The sequence below is a fragment of the Roseateles sp. 22389 genome, assembly GCF_052044995.1.
Taxonomy (GTDB): domain Bacteria; phylum Pseudomonadota; class Gammaproteobacteria; order Burkholderiales; family Burkholderiaceae_C; genus Roseateles.
Genome location: NZ_JBQEOF010000017.1, coordinates 96,844 through 119,869, shown reverse-complemented (window position 1 = coordinate 119,869; position 23,026 = coordinate 96,844). Strand labels below are relative to the sequence as shown.

Here is a 23,026-nt window from a genome sequence, read left to right as displayed (position 1 = left end):
CGAGGCACGCGGCCACNCCGCGAGAGGCGCTCGGGCGCCTTACTTCACGAAGCGGGCCAGCAGCCGGATGTAGGCCGTCTGGTAGCCGTTGGAAGGCTCGCTGATGGGCCAGGAGTTCAACGGCCAGCCGGCATTGAAGTCCAGGTAGGACTTCTGCGGCGGTTGACCGTAGGGCGGCGTCGGCCGGCTCGACCCGCAGGCCGACGAGATCCCGGGGCAGCGCGAATCCCAGTCCCACTGGTTGTAGTTGGGCCCGCCCACGAGGTAGCCGGGCGCCGGCCCATAGGTCGAGGTCCTGGCGTCATCCCACTTCGCGCTGCCGTCGGCGAACCACATGTGGAAGATCTGGTTCACCGAGTTCTCGGCGCCAAAGCTGGTCATGTTGGTCAGGTAGGCCTTGCCCAGCGGGTTCACGCCATGCAGGTAATGCAGGTAGTCGGCCGCGGCGGTGGCCACCTGCTCGGGCGTGTGGCGGCTGATGCCGTAGTAGCCCTCCTCCGTGAACAACGTGCCGGCGTTGGCCTTCACCCCGTTGCTGCCCCAGGTGTACGACGAGATGTACGCGCGGTAGGGATCGGTCTTCGCGTCGATGGCGCCCCAGCCGCCGTAGTCGCTGCGGCCCCACAGGTCGAGGAAGCGGGTGCGGATCGCCGTGGCGACGTCCGCCGTCGCGCCGGGCAGCGAGGCGTAGTACAGCAGGTTGCGCGCGTTGCCGGCATTGAAGGCCGACACGTACCACTGCGAGAACATCGGCGCCTCGGTGTAATGCGTGTCGACGTAGCTGCGGTAGGTGGCGTCGCCGGTGGCGGCGAACAGCTTGATGGCCGCGAACAGGCGCAGCTCCGCGCGGCCCGCGTCGTCGGTCTCCTGCTGGCCCGCGCCCAGGCCGCCGGTGCCGCGGGTGGCATCGTTGTTGTAGAAGAGGACGTTGGGATTCGCCTGCGCCCAGGCCCAGGCCCGCTTGGCGCGCGAGAGCAGATCCGCGGCGTACGTCTTCATCGCCGTGTTGTTGAGGCCGCCGAAGACCTTGGCCGCCTCCGCGTAGGCCGCGGCCGCCGCGAGCGTGGCGGTCGTGCTGGCGTCGCCGTAGTAGCTGGGACCGGTGGACGCCGACGGCGGGCTGCCATCGGCCAGCCCCACGATCGACAGCACCGAGCCATCGCTGTTCTGCATGCGCGCCAGCCAGTCCGTGCCCCACTTCACCTCGTCGAGCAGGTCGGGAATGCCGTTGTAGGACTCGGGCAGATTGAAGTCGTCGGTCCAGACCGTTGGATTCTGGATGTAGGCGTCCAGCAGGTCCTGGATGTACGCGGCCGCCCAGCTGGTGTACTTGTTGGGATCGCCCGCATCGAACCAGCCGCCGCGCAGGTCGCGCGCCGTGCCGGCGTTGTTGGGATCGAGGAAGCGCCGCGCCTGCGGATCCTGTCCGCCCTTGAGATGGCTGGCCCCGTCGGCCCAGCCCACGCCGGCGTTGGCCACGGTCTTCTCCTGACCGGCGCGTTGGTAATAGAACATCCGCACCGCCTGGATCAGCACGTTGCGGTAGACGTTGTCGCCGATCTCGAAACGCGCCGAGCGCTGGTTGGCGGTGGGATCGACGATCTCATAGGTGCCGGGCGCGGTGACCTGGCTGAAGTCGAAGTGCCACACCTGGTCGCCCGAGGAGTCGTCGGTCTTGAGCCCGTTCCAGTCCTGCGGCCACGCGGTGTACACGACGGCGCCGGTCGCCGCGTCGACCACCTGCAGCTGCTGGGGCCAGTAGCTCTGGTTGCTGTCGAAGCCGACCTTGGGCAGGCGCAGCACGGCCACCTTCTTCATGCCGGGCAGATAGCCGAACTGGTCGACCATGATGAACTTGCCGGCATTGGCGGCCATGGCTGGCCACACCGTGAAGTTGAAGGCCTGCGTGGTCTTGGCCCCGCAGCTGTTGGTGTAGGTCGCCGTGGCGGTGCAGGTCGCGGTGAGCTTGAGTGTCTGCTCGCGGGCCGTGCCCGAGGCGCCGCAGCCGCTCCACGACCAGTTGCCGGACACCGGTTGAGGTCCGAGCACCACCTTCGCCCCCGCGTTCAGCGAGGCGGAGGCCTTCGCCACCCAGGACGTCGTGCCGTTGACGTTGAGATACGGCGTGACCGCGCTGGGTTGACAGTTCTGCGCCCAGGCGGGCGCGCCGACGATGACCGCTGCCAGCAGCAGTCCCTTTCCAGTTGCCATGTTGTCCCCTCTTGGATTTCTGCACGGATGAGCGCCCGGACCGGCGCGCCCGCTCGACGCGGAACGAAGTGGAACGACCTTGGCTCGCGTCAGTCGGCAAGTCTGAATTGGTCTAACCAACACTTCAATAGGAAGTTTCGGTATTACCAGTTGAAACACCGGAGGGGCGCTCGACCAGCCTCGCCAGCGCGGCCCGAACCTCGCGCAGCTTCGGCGGCTTGCCGAGCACCTGGTCGACATGCCGCGGCTTCTCGCCGTCGTCCACCAGCCGCTGACCCCAGCCGGTGAGCAGGATCACCGGCGTGTCCGGCGACAAGGCCTTCACCGCCGCCGCGACCTGGCGACCGTCGACATGCGGCATGCCCAGGTCGGTCACGACGACCTGGAAGCCGCGGCCCGAGGGACCGCCTTCCCCCGCCTCGTCGGCATCGACCGCATCGTCCTGCGCCATCGCCCGCTCCGCGTGGAACGCCGCCTCGAACGCCTCGATGCCATCCCGCCCCGCATGGGCCGCCGTCACCGCGTGACCCTCCGCCTCGAGCGTCTCCTGCAGCGAGCGCAGCAGCAGCGGGTCGTCGTCGACCAGCAGGATCCGCAGCGGCGGCGGCTTCTCGTCCGGATCGGCCTGCGGCGCGGCGAGGCCCTCCTCCGGCGCCAGCGCCGCGAAGCGCAGCGACACGCAGGCGCCCTGCCCCGGCACCTGCAGCCGCTCCTGCTGCAGGATCGCCTGCTGCGTCTGGCGCAGGTCCTCGTAGGCCTGCTGCAGCGCGCCATGGAGCTGCGCCTGGTGGCTGGCCAGGCTGACGTGCTCGCTGAGCTGCTGCAGGAACTCGCAATCGCTGCTGCTGAAGGCCTGCGGCGCCCGCCGCGCCGCCACGAGGACGCCGAACACGCGGTTCTCCGACTGCAGCGGCGCGATCACCAGCGAGCGCAGCCCGGCCCGCGCCAGCCGCTGCGGGAAGGGAAACGGCACCTGCGCCGCATCGGGCTCGTAGACCAGCCGGCCGGCCAGGCACTGCGACAGGCCGTTGCCGTCGATCGACAGGTCGGCCTGCTCGGACAGCGCGAGCGACAGCGCCAGCGGCGCGCTCTTCACGCCGACGCCGGTCACCCGCAGCGTGTCGCTGGCGGCGTCGCGCAGGCAGATGCAGCTGAAGTCGACCGGCGCGTCGTCCTCCAGGCCGCGGATCACCGCCTGGAAGATGCTGCGCAGGTCCTGCCGCTCGCCGACCGCCCGCGTGATCTGGTGGAGCAGGTTCAGCCGCGCCAGCTGTTCCTTGAGCCGCATCTCGCCGAGCTTGCGGCTGGTGATGTCGCGCAGGAAGGCGCTGAAGCTCACCACGCCGTTGGCGCGGATCGCGGTGATCGCCAGCTCGATCGGGAACTCCCCGCCATCGCGGCGCACCGCGCGCAGTTCCACGCGCCGGTCCAGCACCGTCGCCACGCCGGTGTCGAGGTAGCGCCGCAGGCCCGCGAGGTGCGCTTCCCGGAAGCGCTCGGGCACGATCAGGTCGGCCAGCGACTGGCCGGTCGCCTCGGCCGCGGGCCAGCCGAACACCGCTTCCGCCTGCGGATTCCAATGCGTGATGCGTCCGTCGCCATCGATGCCGACGACCGCGTCCAGCGCCGCGTCGAGGATGAGCCGCGTGCGGGCCTCGCTCTCCGCGAGCCGGTCGCGCGAGACGGTCGTGGTCCGCAGCAGCGCGCTCATGCCGTCGAACTCGCGCGCCAGCTCGGCGATCTCGTCCGATCCGGTGCCGCCGACGGCGTGCTCCAGGTCGCCCGCGCCGACGCGCAGCATGCCCTCGCGCAGCCGGGCCAGCGGCCGGGCGATGTCGCGGAAGACCAGCACCATGCTGCCCGCCACCACCACGGCCAGCGTCGCCGACAGCGCCAGCACGATGGCGAACGCGCGCCGCTGCGCCGCGGCGACCTCCTCGCGGCTGAGGTCCTGCAGCCGGAAGGCTTCGCTCATCATGAGCAGCGTCTTGCGCGCCATGGCGGCGGCCAGTCGCCCGGCCCACTCGTCCAGCACCTGCCGGTCGCCGTCGCCGGCCTGCCGCGCCCGCTGGGCCCGCACCAGTTCCGCGAAGACGGCCGGCGACTTGTCGTAGGCGGCGCGGATCTGCGCGATGCCCTCCTGCTCGTCGCGCGCGTCGAAGCCATGGGCGCGCTGCAGCGCGGCGCCCAGCGTGCGGTAGGCGCTGTGCCACTGGACCTCGACACGCGCCTCGGGCTGGCGCGCGTATTCCAGCGTCAGGTGGCGCAGGCCGGCCACCGACTCGACCAGGTCGGCGGCGGCGCGGTTCTTGCGCACGCCCTCGGCGACCTGCTGGCCGGACAGCCCCAGCGACACCGCGATGGCCAGCGCGACCAGCACGCAGGTCGAGCCGACGATCGCGAGGCGGGTCGAGATCTTCATGGCCTAGTGGATGATCGTGACCGCGCGCGGCTTGACCGCGGCCAGGCCGTCCAGGTAGACGGCATCGAGGAAGTTGGGCGCCCGCCCGGCGTCCACCATGCGGTGCTTCATCGCCCAGCGCCCCTCGTCCTCCAGCACCACCAGCAGGTGCTGCTCCAGCGACATCGAGAAGCGGCTGCGCGCGAGCAGCTCGCGGATCTCCTCCGGCGGCTTGCGCAGCGCCTGCGCGACGATGGGCTCGCAGGCGGCGCGGTCGCGCTTGAGCAGCTCCTCGGCCTGCAGCAGCGCGGCGAGCAGGCGGCGCGCCGTCTCGCCGCGCTGGAGCACGAAACCGCGCAGCGAGGCCAGGTTGAAGCTGGAGTCGTAGACGCCCTCGCTCGGAAAGACCGACGCGCGGTCCCCCAGGCGCCGGCGCGCGTCGGCGACGTAGGGCTCCCAGGTCGCGATCGCATCGACCTCGCCGCTGGCGAGCGCGTCGGCCAGCTCCCGCGGCTTGCGGTCGACCACCTGGACATCGGCCCGCGACAGGCGCTCGCGCACCAGCAGCACATCCAGGACGAAATCGCCGCTGGTGCCGGCGCTGACGCCGATGCGCTTGCCGCGCAGCGCGTCGGCGGACCAGATGCCCCGATCGGTGCGGGCGACGATGGCATGGTCGCTCTGGGTGGAGAGGGTGGCCAGGATGGTGACCGGGTGGCCCTTGACCACCGCCAGAGCGACCGGCAACTCGGCGACGGTGGCCACGTCGGCCCGGCCGTCGAGGACCGCGTCCAGCGCCTCCTTGCCCGAGCCGTGCGGCTGCACGGTCACGGCCAGCCCCTGGCGTTCGAAGTAGCCCCGCGCATGGGCCACGAAGGCGGGCGCCGCGCCGGCATACGGCGTCACCGCGAGCACCACGGCCTGGCGCGCGGCCGGCGCCTCGGCCGGCGCGTCAGCCGGTGGTGCCGCGGCGCGATCACAGCCGGCCAGCGCCGCGGCAAGCGCGACGCACGCGACGCACGCGGCGAGCCGCCTCATGCGGCCAACCACGCGGCCAACCAAGCGGCCCACGACGGCCAGGCGCCAAGGCGCCGCCGTCGCGGTCATCCTGTTTGCATCGGACATCGCAGCCCCCCTGCGTCTCGAAGGTCCCGGGGGATCGACGCCCCTCTCGGACAGCGACGATTAGAGGCCCAAGCCTGCGCGATGTCCAGGGACCGTCCGCGCGCCGGTCAGCCTGGCGCGGACCCGTCTTCCGGTGGCTTGACGGGAATCCAGACCTCGAAGGTCGTGCCTTCGCCGGGAACGCTGCGCACCTCGATCCGCCCCGCATGCTTCTGCACGATGGAGTAGGACAGCGACAGCCCCAGCCCGGTGCCCTTGCCCACCGGCTTGGTCGTGAAGAAGGGCTCGAAGATGCGGCGCCGCACCTCCTCGCTCATGCCGGTGCCGGTGTCCTGGACCTCGACGCGGACCCAGTCGCCCTCGGCCCGCGTGCGCAGGCGGATCTCGCCGCGCTGCGGGATGGCATGGGCCGCGTTGACGATCAGGTTCATGAAGACCTGGTTCAGCTGCGCCGCGATGCAGCGCACCGGCGGCAACTGGCCGTAGTCCTTCTTCACGTCGGCCTTGTACTTGACCTCGTTCATCACGACGTTGAGTGTCGACTCGAGGCCGGCGTTGAGGTCGGCGTCCTGCCACTCGGCATGGTCCACACGCGAGAAGTCCTTGAGGTCGTGCACGATCTTCTTGACCCGCACCAGGCCGTCGTCGCTCTCGTCGAGCAGCTGCGGCAGGTCCTCCTTGACGAAGGCCAGGTCGATGCGCCGGTCCAGCTCGCGCAGCGCGCGGTCGACCGCCTCGGGCAGCGTGCCGGGCGCCTGCGCCTGCATCGTGTCGAGCAGCTCGAACAGCGGCTCCACGTAGCCGCGCAGCGTGCTCATGTTGGAGCTGACGAAGCCGATGGGGTTGTTGATCTCATGCGCCACGCCGGCCGCGAGCTGGCCGATGGACGCCATCTTCTCGGACTGCAGCAGCTGGTTCTGCGCCTCCTCCAGGCGGGTGTTGGTCGACTTGATGCGCTGGTAGTTTTCCTCGAGCTCGCGCTGCACGCGCCGCACCTCGCTGCGGTCCTGCAGCAGCCACCAGGTCTGGGCCAGGCGGTCATGCGGATTGGCCACGTAGGCAATCATCTGGATCCACAGCGGCCGGCCGCGCGCGGAGACCATGGGCATCTCGTGCTGCAGCGACTCGCCACGGGTGAGCACCGGATAGGCGATCGACGCCAGCGACTGGAAGTCCTCGTCGCTGGCGAAGAAGGAACGCGTCGGGATGCCGCTGGGCGACGCGCCGTCGAGCTCGAACATCTCGTTGAACTTGCGGTTGCCGCGCACGATGCGCTGGTTGAGCGTGGTGACGATGCCCACCGACGCGTTCTCCAGGAAGGCCTCCAGCTCATGGTGCGTGAGCAGCAGCTCGGCGGTGCGCTCGCTGACCAGCTCCTCGAGCTCGGCGCGATGGCGGCGCAGTTCCTCCTCGGCGCGGCGCCGCTGGGTGACGTCCTGCAGCGTCTCGATCGCGCCGATGACGTTGCCATGCGCATCCCGCAGCGGCGCGGCGGTGAAGAACAGCCAGCGCCCGCCGCCGTCCATCTGCGGGAAGAAGGACTCGACCTCATAGGCGTCGTCCACGGTCTCCGAACGGCGGCAGCGGCCCTCGTACAGCGGGACGCCCTCGGCCTCGATGGTGCCGGCGATGATCAGGTCGGCCAGCAGCGGGCGCTCGTCCGGATAGAAGGCCGACCAGGCGTCCTGCCGCCCCAGCATGTCGAAGCGGTCGCGGCCGGTGAGCTTGGCGCAGGCGGCGTTCCAGTGCGTGACCCGGTGCTCGGCGTCGAGCACGAAGCTCGCGACCGGACTGTTCTCGATGATCTGGTGCAGCACGCGTCCCACGTCGAGCAGGCTGGTCTGCACATGGCGCATGTCGCTCAGGTCCTGCACCGTCATCACGTTGAGCCGGCGTCCGCGCAGGCTGACCGGTCGCGCGGTCAGCTCCAGCGACCGCGTCGATCCGCTCGCCGTCAGCGCCTCGATCTCGATGGCCGGCGGCGGATCGTCCTGCGCGATGGCCTGCAGCCCGTAGTGGCGCAGCGCCTCGCGCTGCTCGGGCGCGGCCCAGCCCTCGAACGGCATCGCCGCCATCGCGGCCGCGTCGTAGCCCAGCAGCCGCAGCATCGCCGCGTTGGCGTGGACGATGCCCGCCAGGTCATGCACGAGCACCGGCGTGGTCACCGCCTCCCAGGCGGCGGCCAGCTCGGCAGAGAGGTCGGCCGGCAGCTCGCCGGCCACCGCCGGCTCGGCGAGCGGCGCTGCCATCGGCGCGGGAATCGGCGCGGGGATGGCGGCGCTCATAGCTTCACGTCGCCCGGATCCTCCAGGATGAAGGATCCGTCGTCGGCCCAGTTGACATGGGTGATGCCGGGCTCCAGGCGCTCGAGCCGGCGCAGCTCCTCCTCCTGCGCGCTGATCTGGCCCTGCTGGGTGCGGACCAGGTCGGCCAGGCGGCGGTTCTCGATGACCAGGTCGCGGACCTGCAGCACCTGCCGCACCGCGCTGAGCAGTTCGAAGTCGGCCCAGGGCTTGGCGATGAAGCGCGCGATGGCGGCCTCGTTGACGGCCCGCACCAGCGCGTTCAGGTCGGCGTAGCCCGACAGGATGATGCGCTCGCACTCGGGCTGCAGCGTGCGCAGCGCCGTCAGGAAGTCCACGCCGTTCATCTCGGGCATGCGGTAGTCGGAGATCGCCAGCGCGTAGACCTGGCGCCGCGCCTGCTCCAGCGCCAGCGCGCCGTTGGCGCATTCGTCGACCTGGTAGCGGCTGCCGTCCGGCGCGCTCAGGCCATGGCGCAGCAGCCGCTGCAGCGCATGGAGGATGCCGGGCTCGTCGTCCACGATCAGGATGCGTTCAGCCATGGGAGGCTCCTTGCGGGACGGTCGGGGCGGTCGGCGCTGTAGGCGCTGTAGGCGCATTCGGCGCGCTCGGCGCGGCGGCCGGCCGCGCGCGCGCCGGCCCGGCGTCCTCATCCGGCAGCCGGATGTAGAGCGCGAGCCGCACGCCCTCGCGGCCGGCGAACTCGCGGATCTGGCGCACCAGGCGCGCGTCGAAGACATGCCCCGCCGCCAGCAGCAGCGTGCCCTTGGGCGTCAGCAGATCGCGCGCGAGCACCATGCCGGGCTCCACGTCCTGCGGGCTGACCTGGCGGTCGCGCGGCTTGTCCTCGGGCTCGTCGGTCAGGGCGAGCTCGAAGGCCTCGACGATCTCCGGCTCGTAGCGCGTGCCCGCGCCGCCGCGGATCAGCTGCAGCGCCTGCGCCGGGGAGAAGTGCTGCTCGGCCATGCGGCCCGACAGCGCCGCGCAGTAGTCGCTGGCCGCGCTCAGCGCCTGCGAGGCCAGGCCCACCGCGTTGCCCGACAGGCCGTCGGGGAAGCCCTTGCCGTCGACGCGCTCATGCTGCGAGCGCACCAGTCGCGCCACATGCTGCAGCTGGCCCAGCGGCAGCAGCGCGGCCTCGCCGTTGAGCGTGTGGCGGCGGTAGCGCGCGATCTCCTCGGCGTTCATCGTCGACACCGGCTTGCGCAGCAGCGCGTCGGGGAAGCCGATCTTGCCGATCTCGTGCAGCAGGCCGGCGCTGTGGACGTCTTCCTCCACCCGCGGCCCGAGGCCCATGCGGCGCGCCGTGCGCCGCGCCAGGTCGGCGACCTGGCGCGAGTAGCCCGCCAGCCCGCCCTCGCGCAGCTCCAGCAGGCCCGAGAACACCTGGATGGAGAGCAGGAAGTTCTCCTTCACCTGCTCGAAGGATTTCTCCAGCATCGCGTTGACCTGCTCGATCTCCTGCGTGCGGGCGCGCACCCGCTGCGAGAGGTCGGCATTGAGCGACTGCAGCTCGGCGTTCTGGGTCTTGGTCAGCTGCAGCAGCGCGCGATTCTCGAGTTCGAGCCGGCGGCGCGCCAACGCGTCGTCGATCGCCAGGAGCAGCTCGCGGTCGTCCCAGGGCTTGGCGATGTGGCGCTGGATCTGGCCGCGGTTGACGGCGGCGACCGTGGCCTGGATGTCGGCATAACCGGTCAGCAGGATGCGGCCCACGGAGGGCCAGCGCTCCCGCACCTGCTCGAGGAACATCGCGCCGTCCATCTCCGGCATGCGCATGTCCGACACCACGACATCGACGGGTTCCTGGGCGAGGATCTCCAGCCCGGCCGCCCCGCCGGACGCGAGCAGCACGCGATAGCCCTGGGGCCGGACCAGCCGGCGCAATGCGCTGAGGATCGACGGCTCGTCGTCCACGAACAGGACGGCGGGCTGTGCGGTCTCTTCGGTCATCTGTCGTCTCCCTGATGTGACCTGTCGCCGAACGCCCGACGAGTTTAGGCCGGGTCTTGCGCCGCGAGCCGTCGGCCGTCGTGCGATGACCCCGACGTCATCGCGGACTTGGGACGAGTGAGCCGGCGGACGTCGCACCGCCGCCCTGCGCGTCCGCACCACAGCGTCGCCGCGCCCATCGGCGCTTCGACACCCGCCCGGGCGCGTGGCAAAAGCCATGCCTGTTCAATGACTTGAACGAAAGACTTGAAGCGGCACTTCGCCGGCACGAGCGTCGTCATCGGCGCCGCGCGTTCCTGAGCACGGCGTGCAGCGTTGCGCAACCGGGCCCGGGGAATCCCCTGAATCAGCGGTGGGACTCCGCGCCGCGCGATTGCGACGACGACCGGGAGGGGTCTAGTATTGGCCGCTCCCACCCGGCGTCCGCGAGCCTCGCGCTCCGAGCCGGGAGCCCGCCGCGAGCTGCGGCCAACCGCCAACAGGAGCACCCCATGCTTGAACTGATCGGCGCGATTCTGGTGGGCGCCTTCGCGCTCACCTTCGGGGTCCTGTGCGTGGGCCCCATGGTGCTGCAGTCTGACGACCAGTAATCCCTGACGGGCACAGGGCTTGCCGCTGGGCAGGCCATGAAGTTCACCGTCCTCACCGTCAATCTCCACAAGGGTTTCGGTTTCTTCAACCGCCGCTTCATCCTGCACGAGTTGCGGGAAGCGGTGCGGGCCGTGTCTGCCGACGTCGTCTTCCTGCAGGAAGTGCTCGGCGAGCATGAGCTGCACGCGGCCCGTGTCCCGACCTGGCCCCAGGCGCCCCACTACGAGTTCCTGGCCGACAGCCTCTGGAGCGACTTCGCCTACGGCCGCAACGCGGTCTATCCGCAGGGGCATCACGGCAATGCCCTGCTGTCGAAGTTCGCCATCACCCATCACACCAACCATGACGTGTCGGTGGAGGGACCGGAGCGCCGGGGCCTGCTGCACAGCGTGCTCAAGCTGGAAGGCGGCCGCCAGCTGCATGCGATCTGCGTGCACCTGGGCCTGCGAGAGTCGCATCGCCAGCGCCAGGTCGAGCGCCTGTGCCAGCTGATCGACAGCCTGCCGCCGGAAGACCCGGTGGTCGTGGCCGGCGACTTCAACGACTGGCGCCAGCGCGCCCACCGCATGCTGAGCCGCTGCGCGGGACTGGCCGAGGTCTTCGTGAAGTCCTACGGCGCGGCCGCGCGCACCTTCCCGGCGCGCTTCCCGCTGCTGCCGCTGGACCGCATCTACGTGCGCGGCGCCTCGGTGCAGCATCCGATCGTGCTGCCGCGCCGGCCGTGGTCGCACCTGTCGGACCATGCGCCGCTGGCCGCGGAGATCCGCCTATGAAGCGTCCGGACTGGACCGAAGGCAACCGCATCGAGCTGCTCGAGAACGGCGAGGAGTACTTCCCCGCCGTCTTCGCCGCGATCGAGTCGGCCCGCGAGGAAGTGCTGATCGAGACCTTCATCCTGTTCGAGGACAAGGTCGGCCTGGCCTTGCGCGAGGTGCTGATCGCCGCCGCCCGGCGCGGCGTGCGCGTGGACATGACGGTGGACGGCTTCGGCTCGCCGGAACTGTCCGAAGGTTTCGTCCGCGGCCTCACCGAGGCCGGCGTGCGGCTGCACGTCTTCGATCCGCCGCCGCGCTTGTCGCGCCGCCTGAAGCCGTTCCGGCGGCTGCATCGCAAGATCGTCGTCGTCGACGGGACGACCGGCTTCATCGGCGGCATCAATTTCTCGGCCGACCACCTGATCGATTTCGGTCCCGAGGCCAAGCAGGACTACGCGGTGCGCGTCCACGGCCCGGTGGTGACGCAGCTGCGCCGCGCGACGCTCGAGATCCTCGGCACGACGACGACGAAGACTGCAACAACGGAGACGACGACGACGGCACCGTCGGCCGGCCCCGCCGCGCAGCGACGCTGGTGGCCCGGCCGGGCCCGCGAGTCGCGCGCGACGGCGTCGGCCGCGCCCGGGGAGCAGGCCTTGCGCGCGGGCTCGGCCAAGGCGGTCGTCGTCACCCGCGACAACCATCGCCATCGCGACGACATCGAGCGCATGTACCGCATGGCCCTGCATGCGGCGCGGCACGAGGTGATCATCGCCAATGCCTATTTCTTCCCCGGCTTCCTGCTGCTGCGGAGCATGCAGCGCGCGGCGCGGCGCGGCGTGGCGGTCCACCTGGTCCTGCAGGGACAGCCCGACATCCCCTGGGCGCGCTGGGCCGCGCGCATGGTCTACGACCAGCTGATGCGCGCCGGCGTCCACATCCACGAATACTGCGAGCGGCCGATGCATGGCAAGGTCGCGCTGGTGGACGGCGCCTGGGCGACGGTGGGCTCCAGCAACCTGGACCCGCTGAGCCTGTCGCTGAACCTGGAGGCCAACCTCATCGTCGAGGACCGCGAGTTCAACCGCGCGCTGCGCGACAAGCTGCAGCCGCTGATGCGCAGCCACTGCCGGCTGCTGAAGCTGGAGGAGACCAACGCGCACCGCTGGTGGTGGCGACTGGGCATGGGCGCGCTGGTCTTCCACGTGATGCGGCATTTCCCGCGCTGGCTGGCGCGACTGCCGCGACAGACGCAGCCGCTGTTGCCGGTGGCGGAAACGCCGGTGGTGGTCAGCGCGCCGCAGACACCGGCGATCGAGGCCTGGCAATGGCACGCCACGAAGCAGTTGAGCAAGGAAACCGCGGAGTGAGCCGGAATGGCCGCGGCGACGCGGCGCCGGCGCGCCGTCGCTGGCGCGGCCTGGGCGGCTGGCGCGGCTGGGGCCGCTGGCTCAGCGCCGCCTTCGCCATCGCCGTCGTCGCGCTGCTGGCCTGGGCGGCGCGCCAGGTCGACTGGCACGAGGTCGGCGAGGCGCTGCGGCAGTTGCCAGTGGGCGTGCTGGTCGCGGGCGGCGCGCTGTGCGTGCTCAGCCACCTGATCTACAGCGGCTACGACCTGATCGGCAAGCGCTGGACGCGGCACCCGGTGCCGGCGCGGCGCGTCATGCTGATCACCTTCATCAGCTATGCGTTCAATCTCAACCTGGGCTCGCTGGTCGGCGGCGTGGCGATGCGGCTGCGGCTCTATGCCCGCGAGGGGTTGAGGCATCCCGTCCCGGCCAAGGTCCTGGCGCTCAGCATGGCCTCCAACTGGCTCGGTTATGGCCTGCTGGCGGGCGGCCTGTTCCTCTTCGGCTGGCTGGCCCCGCCGTCGGACTGGCGCATCGGCGCGGCGGCGCTGCGCGGGCTGGGCGCGCTGATGTGGGTCGTCGTGCTGGGCTACCTGGCCTTGTGCGCCTTCTCGCCGCGCCGCGAGTTCCGCTGGCGCGGCCACGACTTCTTCGTCCCCAGCCTGCGCATCGCGCTGATGCAGCTGCTGATCGCCTCGGCCAACTGGCTGACCATCGGCGCGGTGCTGTGGGTGCTGTTGCAGCAGGACGTGGACTACGGCCACACGCTGGCGGTGCTGCTGGTCGCGGCGGTGGCCGGCGTCATCACCCATGTGCCGGCCGGGCTGGGCGTGCTGGAAGGCGTGTTCGTCGCCTTCCTCGGACCCACGCTCGGCGACGGCCAGGTGCTGGCGGCGCTGATCGCCTACCGCGCCCTGTATTACCTCGCGCCGCTGGCGGTCGCGGCGATCGCGTATTTCGTGCTGGAGGCGAAGGCGCGGCGCTGAACCGCCGCCGGAACGATGCCGCCTCTGTCCAGGCATCCGAGCGGATGCCGCCTCATCGACCAGGAGCCTGTCATGTCTGCCACCTCGCACTTCACCGTCAGGGTCGGGGCCATCGGCGCGATTGCGCTGCTGCTGACGGCGCTGTCCCCCGCCCGCGCCGATGACGACGCCGGCAAGGGCACTGGCAATGAGCGGCCCGGCAAGGTCAGCACCGCCATCGCCAAGGGCCTGGGCAAGATCCGGCTGGATGGCGACATGCTGGCGCTGCTGAAGGCGCATGAAGGGCTGAAGCCCAAGGCGATCGAGAAGCTCGACGTCCGCGCCGCCCGCGCGAATCCGACCGTGGCGGATGCGGTCCAGGCGCTGCTGCGCCAGAACCAGCGCAGCACCGATCCCGCGCAGCTGGCGCCCGGCATCACCAGCGTCGACGCCACCGTGCAGGGCGCGGCCGGTCCGCTGCCGGCGCGCTTCTACACGCCGGCCGGGCCCGGGCCCTTCCCGGTCGTCGTCTATTTCCACGGCGGTGGCTGGGTCCTCGCCGACAAGCAGGTCTACGACGCCAGCGCGCGCGCCATCGCGCAGCAGGCCCAGGCGCTGGTCATCTCCGTCGATTACCGCCGCGCGCCGGAGGCCCGGTTCCCCGCCGCCTGGGACGACGCGCTGGCCGCCTACCGCTGGACGCTGGCCAACGCAGCCAATCGCAAGGGCGACACCAGCCGCGTCGCGCTGGCCGGCGAGAGCGCCGGCGGCAACCTCGCGCTCGCCACCGCGATCGCCGCGCGCGACGCCGGCCTGCAAAAGCCCGCTCATGTGCTGGCCATCTATCCGCTGATGCAGAGCAGCCTCAACACCGAGTCCTACCTGGAGAACGCGCTCGCGCAGCCGCTCAACCGGGCGATGGTCCAGTGGTTCCTGGACCAGCTCCTGGAGGACAAGGCGCAGCTCAAGGACTGGCGCCTGAACCTGATCGACGCCCGGCTCGCTGGCCTGCCGCCGGTGACGCTGATCAGCGCCCGGGTGGATCCACTGCGATCCGACAGCGCGAAGATGGAGGACGCGCTCAAGCGGGCCGATGTCCTGGTCGAGCGCCGCGACTATGAAGGCGTGACCCACGAGTTCTTCGGCGCCGCCGCGGTCGTGGAGAAGGCGCGCAACGCGCAGGCCTTTGCCGGCGAGCGCCTGCGCCGGGCTTTCGGGAATTGAAGACCGGGCGGGCCCGGTCCACGGAAGACGCGGCCGATAATGCCCGCCCTGCTCAGGGTCCGTTGCCGTTGGCGTAGGGCAGCAAGGCCTCGACCAGCGGCTTGACCAGCTCGCGCAGCAGCAGGCCCAGTCCGCCCGCCAGCGCGATGCCCACCATCGCGATCGCCAGGCGCGCGATCAGGGGCCGGTGCCCGGTGCGCACGATGAAGGACAGGCTGAACACCAGGCTGGTGAGCGATGCCAGCACCGCGCCGTTGGCCGCGACGTCGAAGCCGATCGCGCCCTGCGCCGCCATGCTCGCCGCGGCGGCCACCGCGCTGGCGCTGGACAGCAGCCCGCCGATGACGGTGACCGCATAGAAGCCGGCCTCGCCGAACTCGCGCTGCATCAGCCGGCCCACGATGTGCAGCGCCAGGAACAGCAGCCCGTAGCGCAGCGCCACCGGCAGCGAGAACGGCAGCTCCAGCTTGATGTCCGAGACATCCTCGGTCGGCGTGCCGTTGCGCTGCAGCAGGCTCAGCACCACGAAGCCCGCCGCCGACAGCACCATCATCCCGAAGGCCGCCGCCGCGTTGACGAAGGCCAGCGGCGTGAGGATCAGCAGCAGCACCGCGTTGCGCAGCACCATCGCGGCCACCGCCACCAGCACCGCGCGGTAAGCGCCTTCGGCGAAGCGGCCGGCGGTCTCGCGGACCCGCGTGGCCATCTCGACGACGGTGAAGTTGCTGTTGACCAGGCCGCCGAAGAAGGCCGACAGCTCCGCGCCCTTGGAGCCATACATCTTCCACAGGATGTAGTTCACGAAGCCGATGCTGGCGATCAGGATCACGGTGACCCAGGCCGCGCGCGGCTCGATCAGCCGCCACGGGCCGACCGCGCCGGTCGGCAGCGCCGGGTAGATGACGATGGCCAGGATCGCGAGCAGCAGCGCCGAGCGCACCTCGCCTTCGGTCAGGCCCATCGACAGGCCCGAGAGCCGCTCCTTCCAGGCCAGCAGCGCGGTCGTGCTCACCATCACCGCCGCCGGCGTCACCGTGTGGCCGAGCCCGCACAGCACGCCCGCCATGCAGGTCACCAGCATCGCGGCGGAGGTCGTCAGCTCCGGCCCGTGGCCGCCGCGCATCGTGTGCACGTTCAGCGGGATCGCCAGGCCGGCGGCCAGGATCAGGCTCAGCAGCGCGTAATGCTCGCCCAGCGAGCCGCCCAGCGCGCCGAGCAAGGCGATGAAGCCGAAGGTCCGCAGCCCGGCCTCCTTGCCGCGCCGCTCCCGCTCCAGGCCCAGCAGCAGGCCCAGCGACAGGGCCAGCGCCAGGCGCAGGAGGATCTCGAGGTAGGGCCACTCCGCATTGGGCAGTGGCGTGGCGATGGGCAGCGGCAGTGTCATCGGGCCAGGGTACCCCAAGCGCCGGATGCGCCTCAAGCCGCCAGCGTAGGGACCGCCTCGCCCTGCCCCGCCCTCGCCCTACACCGCCCAGCGCAACATCGGCGCGGGCACCGGCACCGCCGCGTGGTCGGGCGGTGTCTCGGGCTCGCGGTCCGGCGCGCTCAGCACGCGATCGAGCAGCCGCTGCTCCAGCGCCGCGAAGGCCGCGTCGCGACGGCGCGGTCGCGGCAGGTCGATGCGCAGGTCCAGCGCCAGCCGGCCGTCCTCGATCAGCAGCACCCGGTCCGCCAGCGCGACCGCCTCGGCCACGTCATGCGTCACCAGCAGCGCGGTGAAGCCGTGCCGCGTCCACAGCGACTCGATCAGCCGCTGCATGTCGATGCGGGTCAGCGCGTCCAGCGCGCCCAGCGGCTCGTCCAGCAGCAGCAGCTTCGGCGCGTGCACCAGCGCCCGGGCCAGCGCCACGCGCTGGCGTTGGCCGCCGGACAGCCGGGCCGGCCATTCGCCGGCGCGGTCGGCCAGACCCACCTGCGCGAGCGCCTTCAGCGCGCGCTCGCGGGCGTCCTCGCCTTCCAGGCCGAGGGCGACGTTGTCGACCACCTTGGCCCACGGCAGCAGCCGCGCCTCCTGGAACATGAAGCGCGTGGCCGACGCCTCGCCGGCCGCGAGCGTCCCCGCGCTCGGCTGATCGAGTCCGGCGAGCAGCCGCAGCAGCGTGCTCTTGCCGCAGCCGCTGCGGCCGATGACCGCGACGAACTCGCCGGCCTCGACCCGCAGGTCCACGCCGCGCAAGACCTGGCGCTCGCCGAAGGACTTGCCCAGGCCCGCCAGCGTCACCGCCTCGCCACCGGCCGCGGCGTCGCGCGGCCCGGCCAGGTCGCGGCGCGCAAGCGGCGGCAGCGGCGCGTCCGCCTCGGCCGGCAGCGCCGCGGGCTGGGAGTCCTGCGCATCGGCCAGGATGTCGATCTCGGTGACGCTCATCATGTCTTGCCCGTCATGTCTGATAGCCCGGATGCCAGCGCAGCCAGGCGCGCTCCAGCGCCTGCGCCGCGACGTCGGCCAGCTTGCCCAGCAGCGCGTAGATCAGGATGCCCACCAGCACCACGTCCGTCTGCAGGAACTCGCGCGCGTTCATCGTCATGTAGCCGATGCCGCTCTGCGCCGAGATGGTCTCGGCCACGATCAGCAGCACCCACATCAGCCCCAGCGAGAAGCGCAGCCCCACGAGGATGGAGGCCGTCGCCCCCGGCAGGATCACCCGCCGGTACAGCGCCCCGCCGCGCAGGCCGTAGGAGCGCGCCATCTCGATCAGGTCGCGGTCCACGCCGCGGATGCCGTGGAAGGTGTTCAGGTAGACCGGGAAGAACACGCCCAGCGCCACCAGGAACAGCTTGGCCGTCTCGTCGATGCCGAACCACAGGATCACCAGCGGGATCAGCGCCAGCGGCGGGATGTTGCGCAGCATCTGCAGCGTCGTGTCCAGCGCCGTCTCGGCCCAGCGCTGCGAGCCGGTCAGCAGGCCCAGCAGCAGCCCCAGGCCGCCCCCGATCGCGAAGCCGAGGAAGGCCCGGCCGGTGCTCACCACCAGGTGCCGCCAGAGCTCGCCCGACAGCGCCAGCTCCCACGCCGCCCGCGCCACCGCCGAAGGCGCCGGCAGCACCCGCGTCGACAGCCAGCCCGCCTGCGCGCTCAGTTGCCAGAGCGCCAGCACCGCCAGCGGCACCAGCCATGGGGCCAATCGCCTGAGCGCCGCGGCGGACGCGGCCCGCCACGCCTGCGGTTGGCGTGGCGCTGCCCGCCCGCCCGCGGTATCTCCGGTCGCAGCCCCCACGATGCGCGGCGCGCGTGGCGCCTCGATCACGGCCGTTCCCATCTCAACTCGCGGCGGCCAGCTTGGCCGGACCGGGGACGTAGCTGTTGGCGACGATCTCGCCGAAGGGGCCCGTCAGCTTGGGCGCGCTGAGCTTCTCGCGCAGCGCCAGCGGCAGCAGCGGGAACACCAGCTCGGCGAAGCGGTAGGCCTCCTCCAGATGCGGATAGCCGCTGAGCACGAAGTACTCCAGGCCCAGCGCGGCGTATTCCTGGAGCCGGTCGGCCACCTGCTGCGGATTGCCGACCAGCGCCGTGCCCGCACCGCCACGCACCAGGCCGACGCCGGCCCACAGGTTGGGCGAGATCTCCAGCCCGCTGCGGATGTCGTCCTTGTTGAACCGACCCTTGTGCAGCTCGGCCATGCGGCGCTGCCCCACCGAATCCATCGCGGCGAACTTGGCCTGCGCCGCCGCGATCACGTCCTCGTCGAGGTGCTTCACCAGGTCGCCGGCGGCGGCCCAGGCCTCTTCCTCGGTCTCGCGGACGATGACATGCAGGCGGATGCCGTACTCGAGGCGGCGCCCCTTGGCCTGCGCGCGCTGGCGCACTTCGCCCAGCTTCTCGGCGACGGCCGCGGGCGGCTCGCCCCAGGTCAGGTAGGTGTCGACCTGCTCGGCCGCCAGCTCGATCGCCGGTCCCGAGGAGCCCCCGAAGAACACCGGCGGATAGGGCCGGCTCACCGGCGGGTACAGCAGCTTGCCGCCCTTCACCCGCAGCTGGTCGCCGTCGAAGTCGACGGCCTCGCCCTCGTGACTGGCGCGCAGCACCTCGCGCCACACGGTCAGGAACTCGGTGGACAGCGCGTAGCGCTCTTCATGCGGCAGGAACAGGCCGTCGCCGGCCAGTTCGTCCGGATCGCCGCCGGTGACCAGGTTGACCAGCAGTCGCCCACCGGAGAGCCGGTCCAAGGTGGCGGCCATGCGCGCGGACTGCACCGGCTGCACCAGCCCCGGCCGCAGCGCGACGAGGAACTTCAGGCGCCGCGTCGCCTCGATCAGACTGGCCGCGACGATCCAGCTGTCCTCGCAGCTGCGGCCGGTGGGCAGCAGCACGCCCTCGTAGCCGAGGCTGTCGGCCGCGATCGCGACCTGGCGGTAGTAGTCGAAGTCCGCGACGCGGGCGCCCCTGGAGGTGCCGAGGTAGCGCGAGTCGCCGTGCGTGGGGATGAACCAGAGGATCTTCATGGGGGACCTTCTCTCGTCGTGCCGCTCACTTGGCGGCGGTGCGGACCGACTTCGGCAGCGCGTCGGCGATGCGGATGGGCTTGGGGATCAGCTTCAGCGCATGGAAGGCGTCGGCGATCTTCTGCTGCTCGGCGGCGATCGCCGGCGTGATCGGCTGGATGCCATAGGCGAAGCGCGCGGCCGCGAGCTCGGTGGTCGCGACGTCCAGGCCGATCTGCGGCGCGAGCAGGGCCGCCACGGCGGCGGTGTTGGCCTCGGACCAGCGGTCCAGCCGGGCCAGTTCGTCGACGATCGCCTGCACGACCTGCGGATGCTTCTCCGCGTAGCCGCGCGCGGCCAGGTAGAACTGGTGGTTCGCGACCACGCCCTTGCCGTCGGCGATCACGCGCGCGCCGAGCTGCCGCTCGGCCGCGGCAAGGAAGGGATCCCAGATCACCCAGGCGTCGACGGCGCCGCGTTCGAAGGCGGCGCGCGCGTCGGCCGGCGGCAGGTAGACGACCTGGATGTCGCTGTACTTCAGGCCCTGCTTCTCCAGCAGCTTGACCAGCAGGTAGTGGACGTTGGAGCCCTTGTTCAGCACCACCTTGCGGCCCTTGAGATCGGCCAGCGTGCGCACCGGCGAGTCCTTGGGCACGACCAGCGCCTCGGCCGCCGGCGCGGGCGGCTGGTTGGCGACATAGACCAGGTCCGCGCCGGCGGCCTGCGCGAAGATCGGCGGCGCTTCGCCGACGGTGCCGAAGTCGATGGAACCGACGTTCAGCCCCTCGAGCAGCTGCGGGCCGGCGGGGAACTCGGTCCACTTCACCGTGATGCCCAGCGGCGCCAGGCGCTTCTCCAGGTCGCCCTTGGCCTTCAGCACGGTCAGCGTGCCGTACTTCTGGAAGCCGATGCGGAGCTCGGTGGGATTGGCCGGCGCCTGCGCGTGCGCGGCGCCGGCATGCAGGCCGAGCGTCGCGGCGAGCGCGGCGGAGAAGGTGACGGCGCGGACCAGCGCCGCGCGGCGATCGAGGAAGAGCTTCATGAGGAGGTCGCGGAGTGGGAGGTTGTTGGAGAGCGCCGGGCAGAGCCGACGTTCAGAGGACCAGCGCGGGACGGGCGACCGGCGCCGCGCGCTCGGGCGCGGGCACGCGATCGATCACCTGCGAGGCGCCCACCAGCAGGCGGCGGGCGATGTCGTCGCCGACGCGGTACTCGCCGGCGGCATCCTTGGCGATCTGCGCGTCGCTGGCATAGACGCCATCGATGTGCGAGCGCGCCCCAAGCGCGGACAGCACCGGCAGCAGGCCGTAATCGAGCGCCAGCAGATGCGCGAGGCTGCCGCCCGTCGCGAGCGTCCAGACCGTCTTGCCGGCCAGGCCGTCCTGCGGCAGCAGATCGAGGAAGACTTTCAGCAGGCCGCTATAGGCCGCCTTGTAGATGGGGGTCGCGATGACGACGGTGCGGGCCTCTGCGACGGACGCGAGCGCCTGGCGCAGGGTCGCGTCCCCGACGTCCGCATGAAGCAGCGCCTGCGCGGGCAGATCGCGCAGCTTGAGGGTGCGGGTCGGAAGCCCGTGGTGATGCAGGCGCTGCGCCGCGGCGCCCAGCAAGGCGCCGGAGCGCGAGTGGACACTGGGGCTGGCGGCGATGAGCAGGACGGACATGGCGGTCGGGGGATGAAGCAGGGACCGGGTCATTCTGCGAATCGGCCGTCATTCCCTGAACGAAGCAGAACGCCGATGGATAGGCGCAAAACGGCTATCGCCAAACGCCCAGGCACGGCGCACCGAAGCCCCTCGCCCGCTTTGAGGAGAGCAACCGTGTCCAGCGCTCCTGCGCTGCCACCGCCGCTGGCCCTCACCCCTCCCTCTCCCACTTCGCGGGAGAGGGTGTAAGAGAGGCGCTGGTCGGCATACCCCCCTCGCCCGCAAGCGGGAGAGGGGGTAAGAGCGGCGCTGGCCGGTATGCTCCCCTCGCCCGCTTGCGGGAGAGGGGTGGGGGTGAGGGCCGATCACCCCGGTGGTGCCAACGCCGACAACACCTGCCCCCGCAGCGCCCCCAGTTCAGCGCTCCCACGCCCCCGGGGGTGCGGCACCCCGACGGGAATCTCCCGCACGATGCGCCCCGGCACTGCCCCAAGCACCAGCACCCGATCGGCGAGCAGCACCGCCTCCTCGATGTCATGCGTCACCAGCAGCAGGCTGGTGCCATGCGCCCGCGCCACCTCCCGCACCAGGTCCTGCAGCTTCATCCGCGTGAACGCATCCAGCGCCGAGAACGGCTCATCCAGCAGTAGCACCCGCGGCCGCGTGTAGAGCGCCCGCGCGATCGCCGCCCGCTGTGCCTGACCGCCGGACAGCTGACGCGGCAGCGCGTCCTCCAGTCCAGCCAGGCCGACCTCCTCGAGCAGCCGCCTCACCCAGGCCTCGTCATGCCCTTGCCCGAGATCGAACCCGACGTTCTCCGCCACGGTCAGCCACGGGAACAGCCGTGGTTCCTGGAAGACAACCCCGATGTCCCGATCCGGCCCCTGCCGCGCCCGCCCGCCGAGCCGGACCTCGCCGCTGAAGTCGGGATCCAGGCCCGCCACGATGCGCAGCAGCGTGCTCTTACCGCAGCCGCTCGCGCCGACCAGCGCGAGCACCTCCCCCGCCGCCAACGCGAAGCGGACGTCGGACAGCACCGGCGTTTCGCGCGGCGAGGCCTGTGCCCCGCCACCTTGGCCATTCCCGCGAACCGAGCCGACCGCGCCGGCCGGGCCCGCCGCGCTGGCAGCACTGGCCGCACCGGCGAATCGCTTCGCCCTCACCTGCACCTCGAGCACGCTCATGCCGGGCCTCCAAAGCTGTCGCGCCAGTGCAGCGCGCGTTGTTCCACCGTCGCCATCAGGCTGTCCGTGAACTTGCCCAGCAGGGCCAGCAGCACGATCGCCGCCAGCACCAGGTCGGCCCGCCCCGTCTCGCGACCATCGGTCAGCAGGTAGCCCAGGCCGCGGCTCGCCGCGATCAGCTCGGCCGCGACCATGAACATCCACGCCAGGCTGAGCCCGTTGCGCAGGCCGGTCAGCAGCGCCGGCAACGCCGCGGGCAGCAGCACGCGCCGCGCCAGCGCCGCGCGGCCGAACCCGCGCAGGCGGGCGACCTCGACCAGCTTGCGGTCCACGTCGCGGAAGCCCGCGGACACGCCCATGTAGACGGGGAAGAACGCGCCGATCGCGATCAGCGCGAGCTTGGACGCCTCGTCGATGCCCAGCCAGAGCAGCAGCAGCGGCACCCAGGCCAGCGACGGGATCGCGCGCAGGGCCTGGAAGCTCGGCGTCAGCACCGCCGCCGCCGTGGCCGACAGGCCCACCAGCGCGCCCAGCAGCACCGCGAGGACCGCGCCCAGTGCGAAACCACCAGCCACGCGCAGGCTGCTGGCGACCACATGCGGGACGAGCTGGCCATCGCGCGCCATCTGCGCCAGCGCGGCGCCGACATCGCTCGGCGCGGGCAGCAGGTGCGGCGCGATCCAGCCGAGCCGCACCGCGGCCTCGGCCAGCACCAGCAGCGCCACGGGCGGCAAGGCGCCGAGCAGCCAGGCCGGCCACCGGCCGGCGGCCGCATCCGTCCCGCCCGCCGCATTCGCAGCATTCGCCGCGTTCGCCGCAACTGCCGCAGCCGCCGGCTGCTCCAGCAACACCGGTCCGAGCGAGGCCACGGCCCGCTCGATCAGGTCGGGATCGGCACCCATC

General features: G+C 71.5%; 18 protein-coding genes. 4 read left to right on the top strand and 14 right to left on the bottom strand.

All coding sequences use genetic code 11. The annotated features are described in order from the left end of the window. Positions 1-39 precede the first annotated feature (39 nt). The 6 genes from ACTJKJ_RS20805 to ACTJKJ_RS20780 all read right to left on the bottom strand — a co-directional run bounded on the left by ACTJKJ_RS20805 (position 40) and on the right by ACTJKJ_RS20780 (position 9,990). The gene (locus ACTJKJ_RS20805; protein ID WP_440821735.1) at positions 40-2,211 is read right to left on the bottom strand and encodes a glycoside hydrolase family 9 protein; all 2,172 of its coding nucleotides are present in this window, start codon (positions 2,209-2,211) and stop codon (positions 40-42) included. A gap of 124 nt (positions 2,212-2,335) precedes the next feature. Beyond that, positions 2,336-4,633: a PAS domain S-box protein gene (locus ACTJKJ_RS20800; protein WP_440821734.1), complete on the bottom strand. Its 2,298-nt coding sequence runs from the start codon at positions 4,631-4,633 to the stop codon at positions 2,336-2,338. A gap of 3 nt (positions 4,634-4,636) precedes the next feature. Then, positions 4,637-5,650, bottom strand: coding sequence for an ABC transporter substrate-binding protein (locus ACTJKJ_RS20795; RefSeq protein WP_440821732.1), 1,014 nt, complete (start codon positions 5,648-5,650; stop codon positions 4,637-4,639). 194 nt (positions 5,651-5,844) lie between these two features. After that, positions 5,845-8,022 (bottom strand): PAS domain S-box protein, encoded by a 2,178-nt coding sequence (locus ACTJKJ_RS20790; RefSeq protein ID WP_440821729.1) that lies wholly within the window; start codon positions 8,020-8,022, stop codon positions 5,845-5,847. Next, positions 8,019-8,582: a response regulator gene (locus ACTJKJ_RS20785; RefSeq protein WP_440821728.1), complete on the bottom strand. Its 564-nt coding sequence runs from the start codon at positions 8,580-8,582 to the stop codon at positions 8,019-8,021. Before ACTJKJ_RS20785 ends, ACTJKJ_RS20790 begins: the two co-directional genes overlap by 4 nt. After that, on the bottom strand, positions 8,575-9,990 hold the full coding sequence (locus ACTJKJ_RS20780; protein WP_440821726.1) for an HD domain-containing phosphohydrolase: 1,416 nt from the start codon (positions 9,988-9,990) through the stop codon (positions 8,575-8,577). Before ACTJKJ_RS20780 ends, ACTJKJ_RS20785 begins: the two co-directional genes overlap by 8 nt. A gap of 626 nt (positions 9,991-10,616) precedes the next feature. Between ACTJKJ_RS20780 and ACTJKJ_RS20775 the strand changes: the two genes are divergently transcribed. The 4 genes from ACTJKJ_RS20775 (at position 10,617) to ACTJKJ_RS20760 (ending at position 14,874) form a co-directional block, all read left to right on the top strand. After that, positions 10,617-11,354 (top strand): endonuclease/exonuclease/phosphatase family protein, encoded by a 738-nt coding sequence (locus ACTJKJ_RS20775; RefSeq protein WP_091723885.1) that lies wholly within the window; start codon positions 10,617-10,619, stop codon positions 11,352-11,354. After that, the gene (gene clsB / locus ACTJKJ_RS20770) at positions 11,351-12,706 is read left to right on the top strand and encodes a cardiolipin synthase ClsB (protein WP_440821724.1); all 1,356 of its coding nucleotides are present in this window, start codon (positions 11,351-11,353) and stop codon (positions 12,704-12,706) included. The genes ACTJKJ_RS20775 and clsB overlap by 4 nt, the downstream gene beginning before the upstream one ends. Next, positions 12,703-13,671 (top strand): lysylphosphatidylglycerol synthase domain-containing protein, encoded by a 969-nt coding sequence (locus tag ACTJKJ_RS20765; protein WP_440821722.1) that lies wholly within the window; start codon positions 12,703-12,705, stop codon positions 13,669-13,671. The genes clsB and ACTJKJ_RS20765 overlap by 4 nt, the downstream gene beginning before the upstream one ends. Positions 13,672-13,743: 72 nt before the next feature. Continuing rightward, the gene (locus ACTJKJ_RS20760; protein ID WP_440821720.1) at positions 13,744-14,874 is read left to right on the top strand and encodes an alpha/beta hydrolase; all 1,131 of its coding nucleotides are present in this window, start codon (positions 13,744-13,746) and stop codon (positions 14,872-14,874) included. A gap of 52 nt (positions 14,875-14,926) precedes the next feature. Here the strand turns inward: ACTJKJ_RS20760 and ACTJKJ_RS20755 are convergent, their stop codons facing one another. From ACTJKJ_RS20755 to ACTJKJ_RS20720, 8 genes are all read right to left on the bottom strand, one after another. Next, a complete protein-coding gene (locus tag ACTJKJ_RS20755) occupies positions 14,927-16,258 on the bottom strand; it encodes an MgtC/SapB family protein (RefSeq protein WP_297384407.1) in 1,332 nt (443 codons plus the stop codon). 78 nt (positions 16,259-16,336) lie between these two features. Beyond that, complete coding sequence (locus ACTJKJ_RS20750; RefSeq protein WP_440821776.1) at positions 16,337-17,239, bottom strand: ATP-binding cassette domain-containing protein; 903 nt, start codon at positions 17,237-17,239, stop codon at positions 16,337-16,339. 13 nt (positions 17,240-17,252) lie between these two features. Further along, a complete protein-coding gene (ssuC, locus tag ACTJKJ_RS20745; RefSeq protein ID WP_440821718.1) occupies positions 17,253-18,131 on the bottom strand; it encodes an aliphatic sulfonate ABC transporter permease SsuC in 879 nt (292 codons plus the stop codon). Between the two features lies 1 nt (position 18,132). Further along, positions 18,133-19,314: an FMNH2-dependent alkanesulfonate monooxygenase gene (ssuD, locus tag ACTJKJ_RS20740; RefSeq protein WP_091723873.1), complete on the bottom strand. Its 1,182-nt coding sequence runs from the start codon at positions 19,312-19,314 to the stop codon at positions 18,133-18,135. A 25-nt stretch (positions 19,315-19,339) separates the two neighbouring features. After that, positions 19,340-20,335 (bottom strand): sulfonate ABC transporter substrate-binding protein, encoded by a 996-nt coding sequence (locus ACTJKJ_RS20735; RefSeq protein WP_147241275.1) that lies wholly within the window; start codon positions 20,333-20,335, stop codon positions 19,340-19,342. 52 nt (positions 20,336-20,387) lie between these two features. Beyond that, positions 20,388-20,957 (bottom strand): NADPH-dependent FMN reductase, encoded by a 570-nt coding sequence (ssuE, locus tag ACTJKJ_RS20730; RefSeq protein WP_440821715.1) that lies wholly within the window; start codon positions 20,955-20,957, stop codon positions 20,388-20,390. Between the two features lie 347 nt (positions 20,958-21,304). Then, the gene (locus ACTJKJ_RS20725; protein WP_440821713.1) at positions 21,305-22,123 is read right to left on the bottom strand and encodes an ABC transporter ATP-binding protein; all 819 of its coding nucleotides are present in this window, start codon (positions 22,121-22,123) and stop codon (positions 21,305-21,307) included. After that, positions 22,120-23,025: an ABC transporter permease gene (locus ACTJKJ_RS20720; RefSeq protein WP_440821711.1), complete on the bottom strand. Its 906-nt coding sequence runs from the start codon at positions 23,023-23,025 to the stop codon at positions 22,120-22,122. Before ACTJKJ_RS20720 ends, ACTJKJ_RS20725 begins: the two co-directional genes overlap by 4 nt. Position 23,026 lies beyond the last annotated feature (1 nt).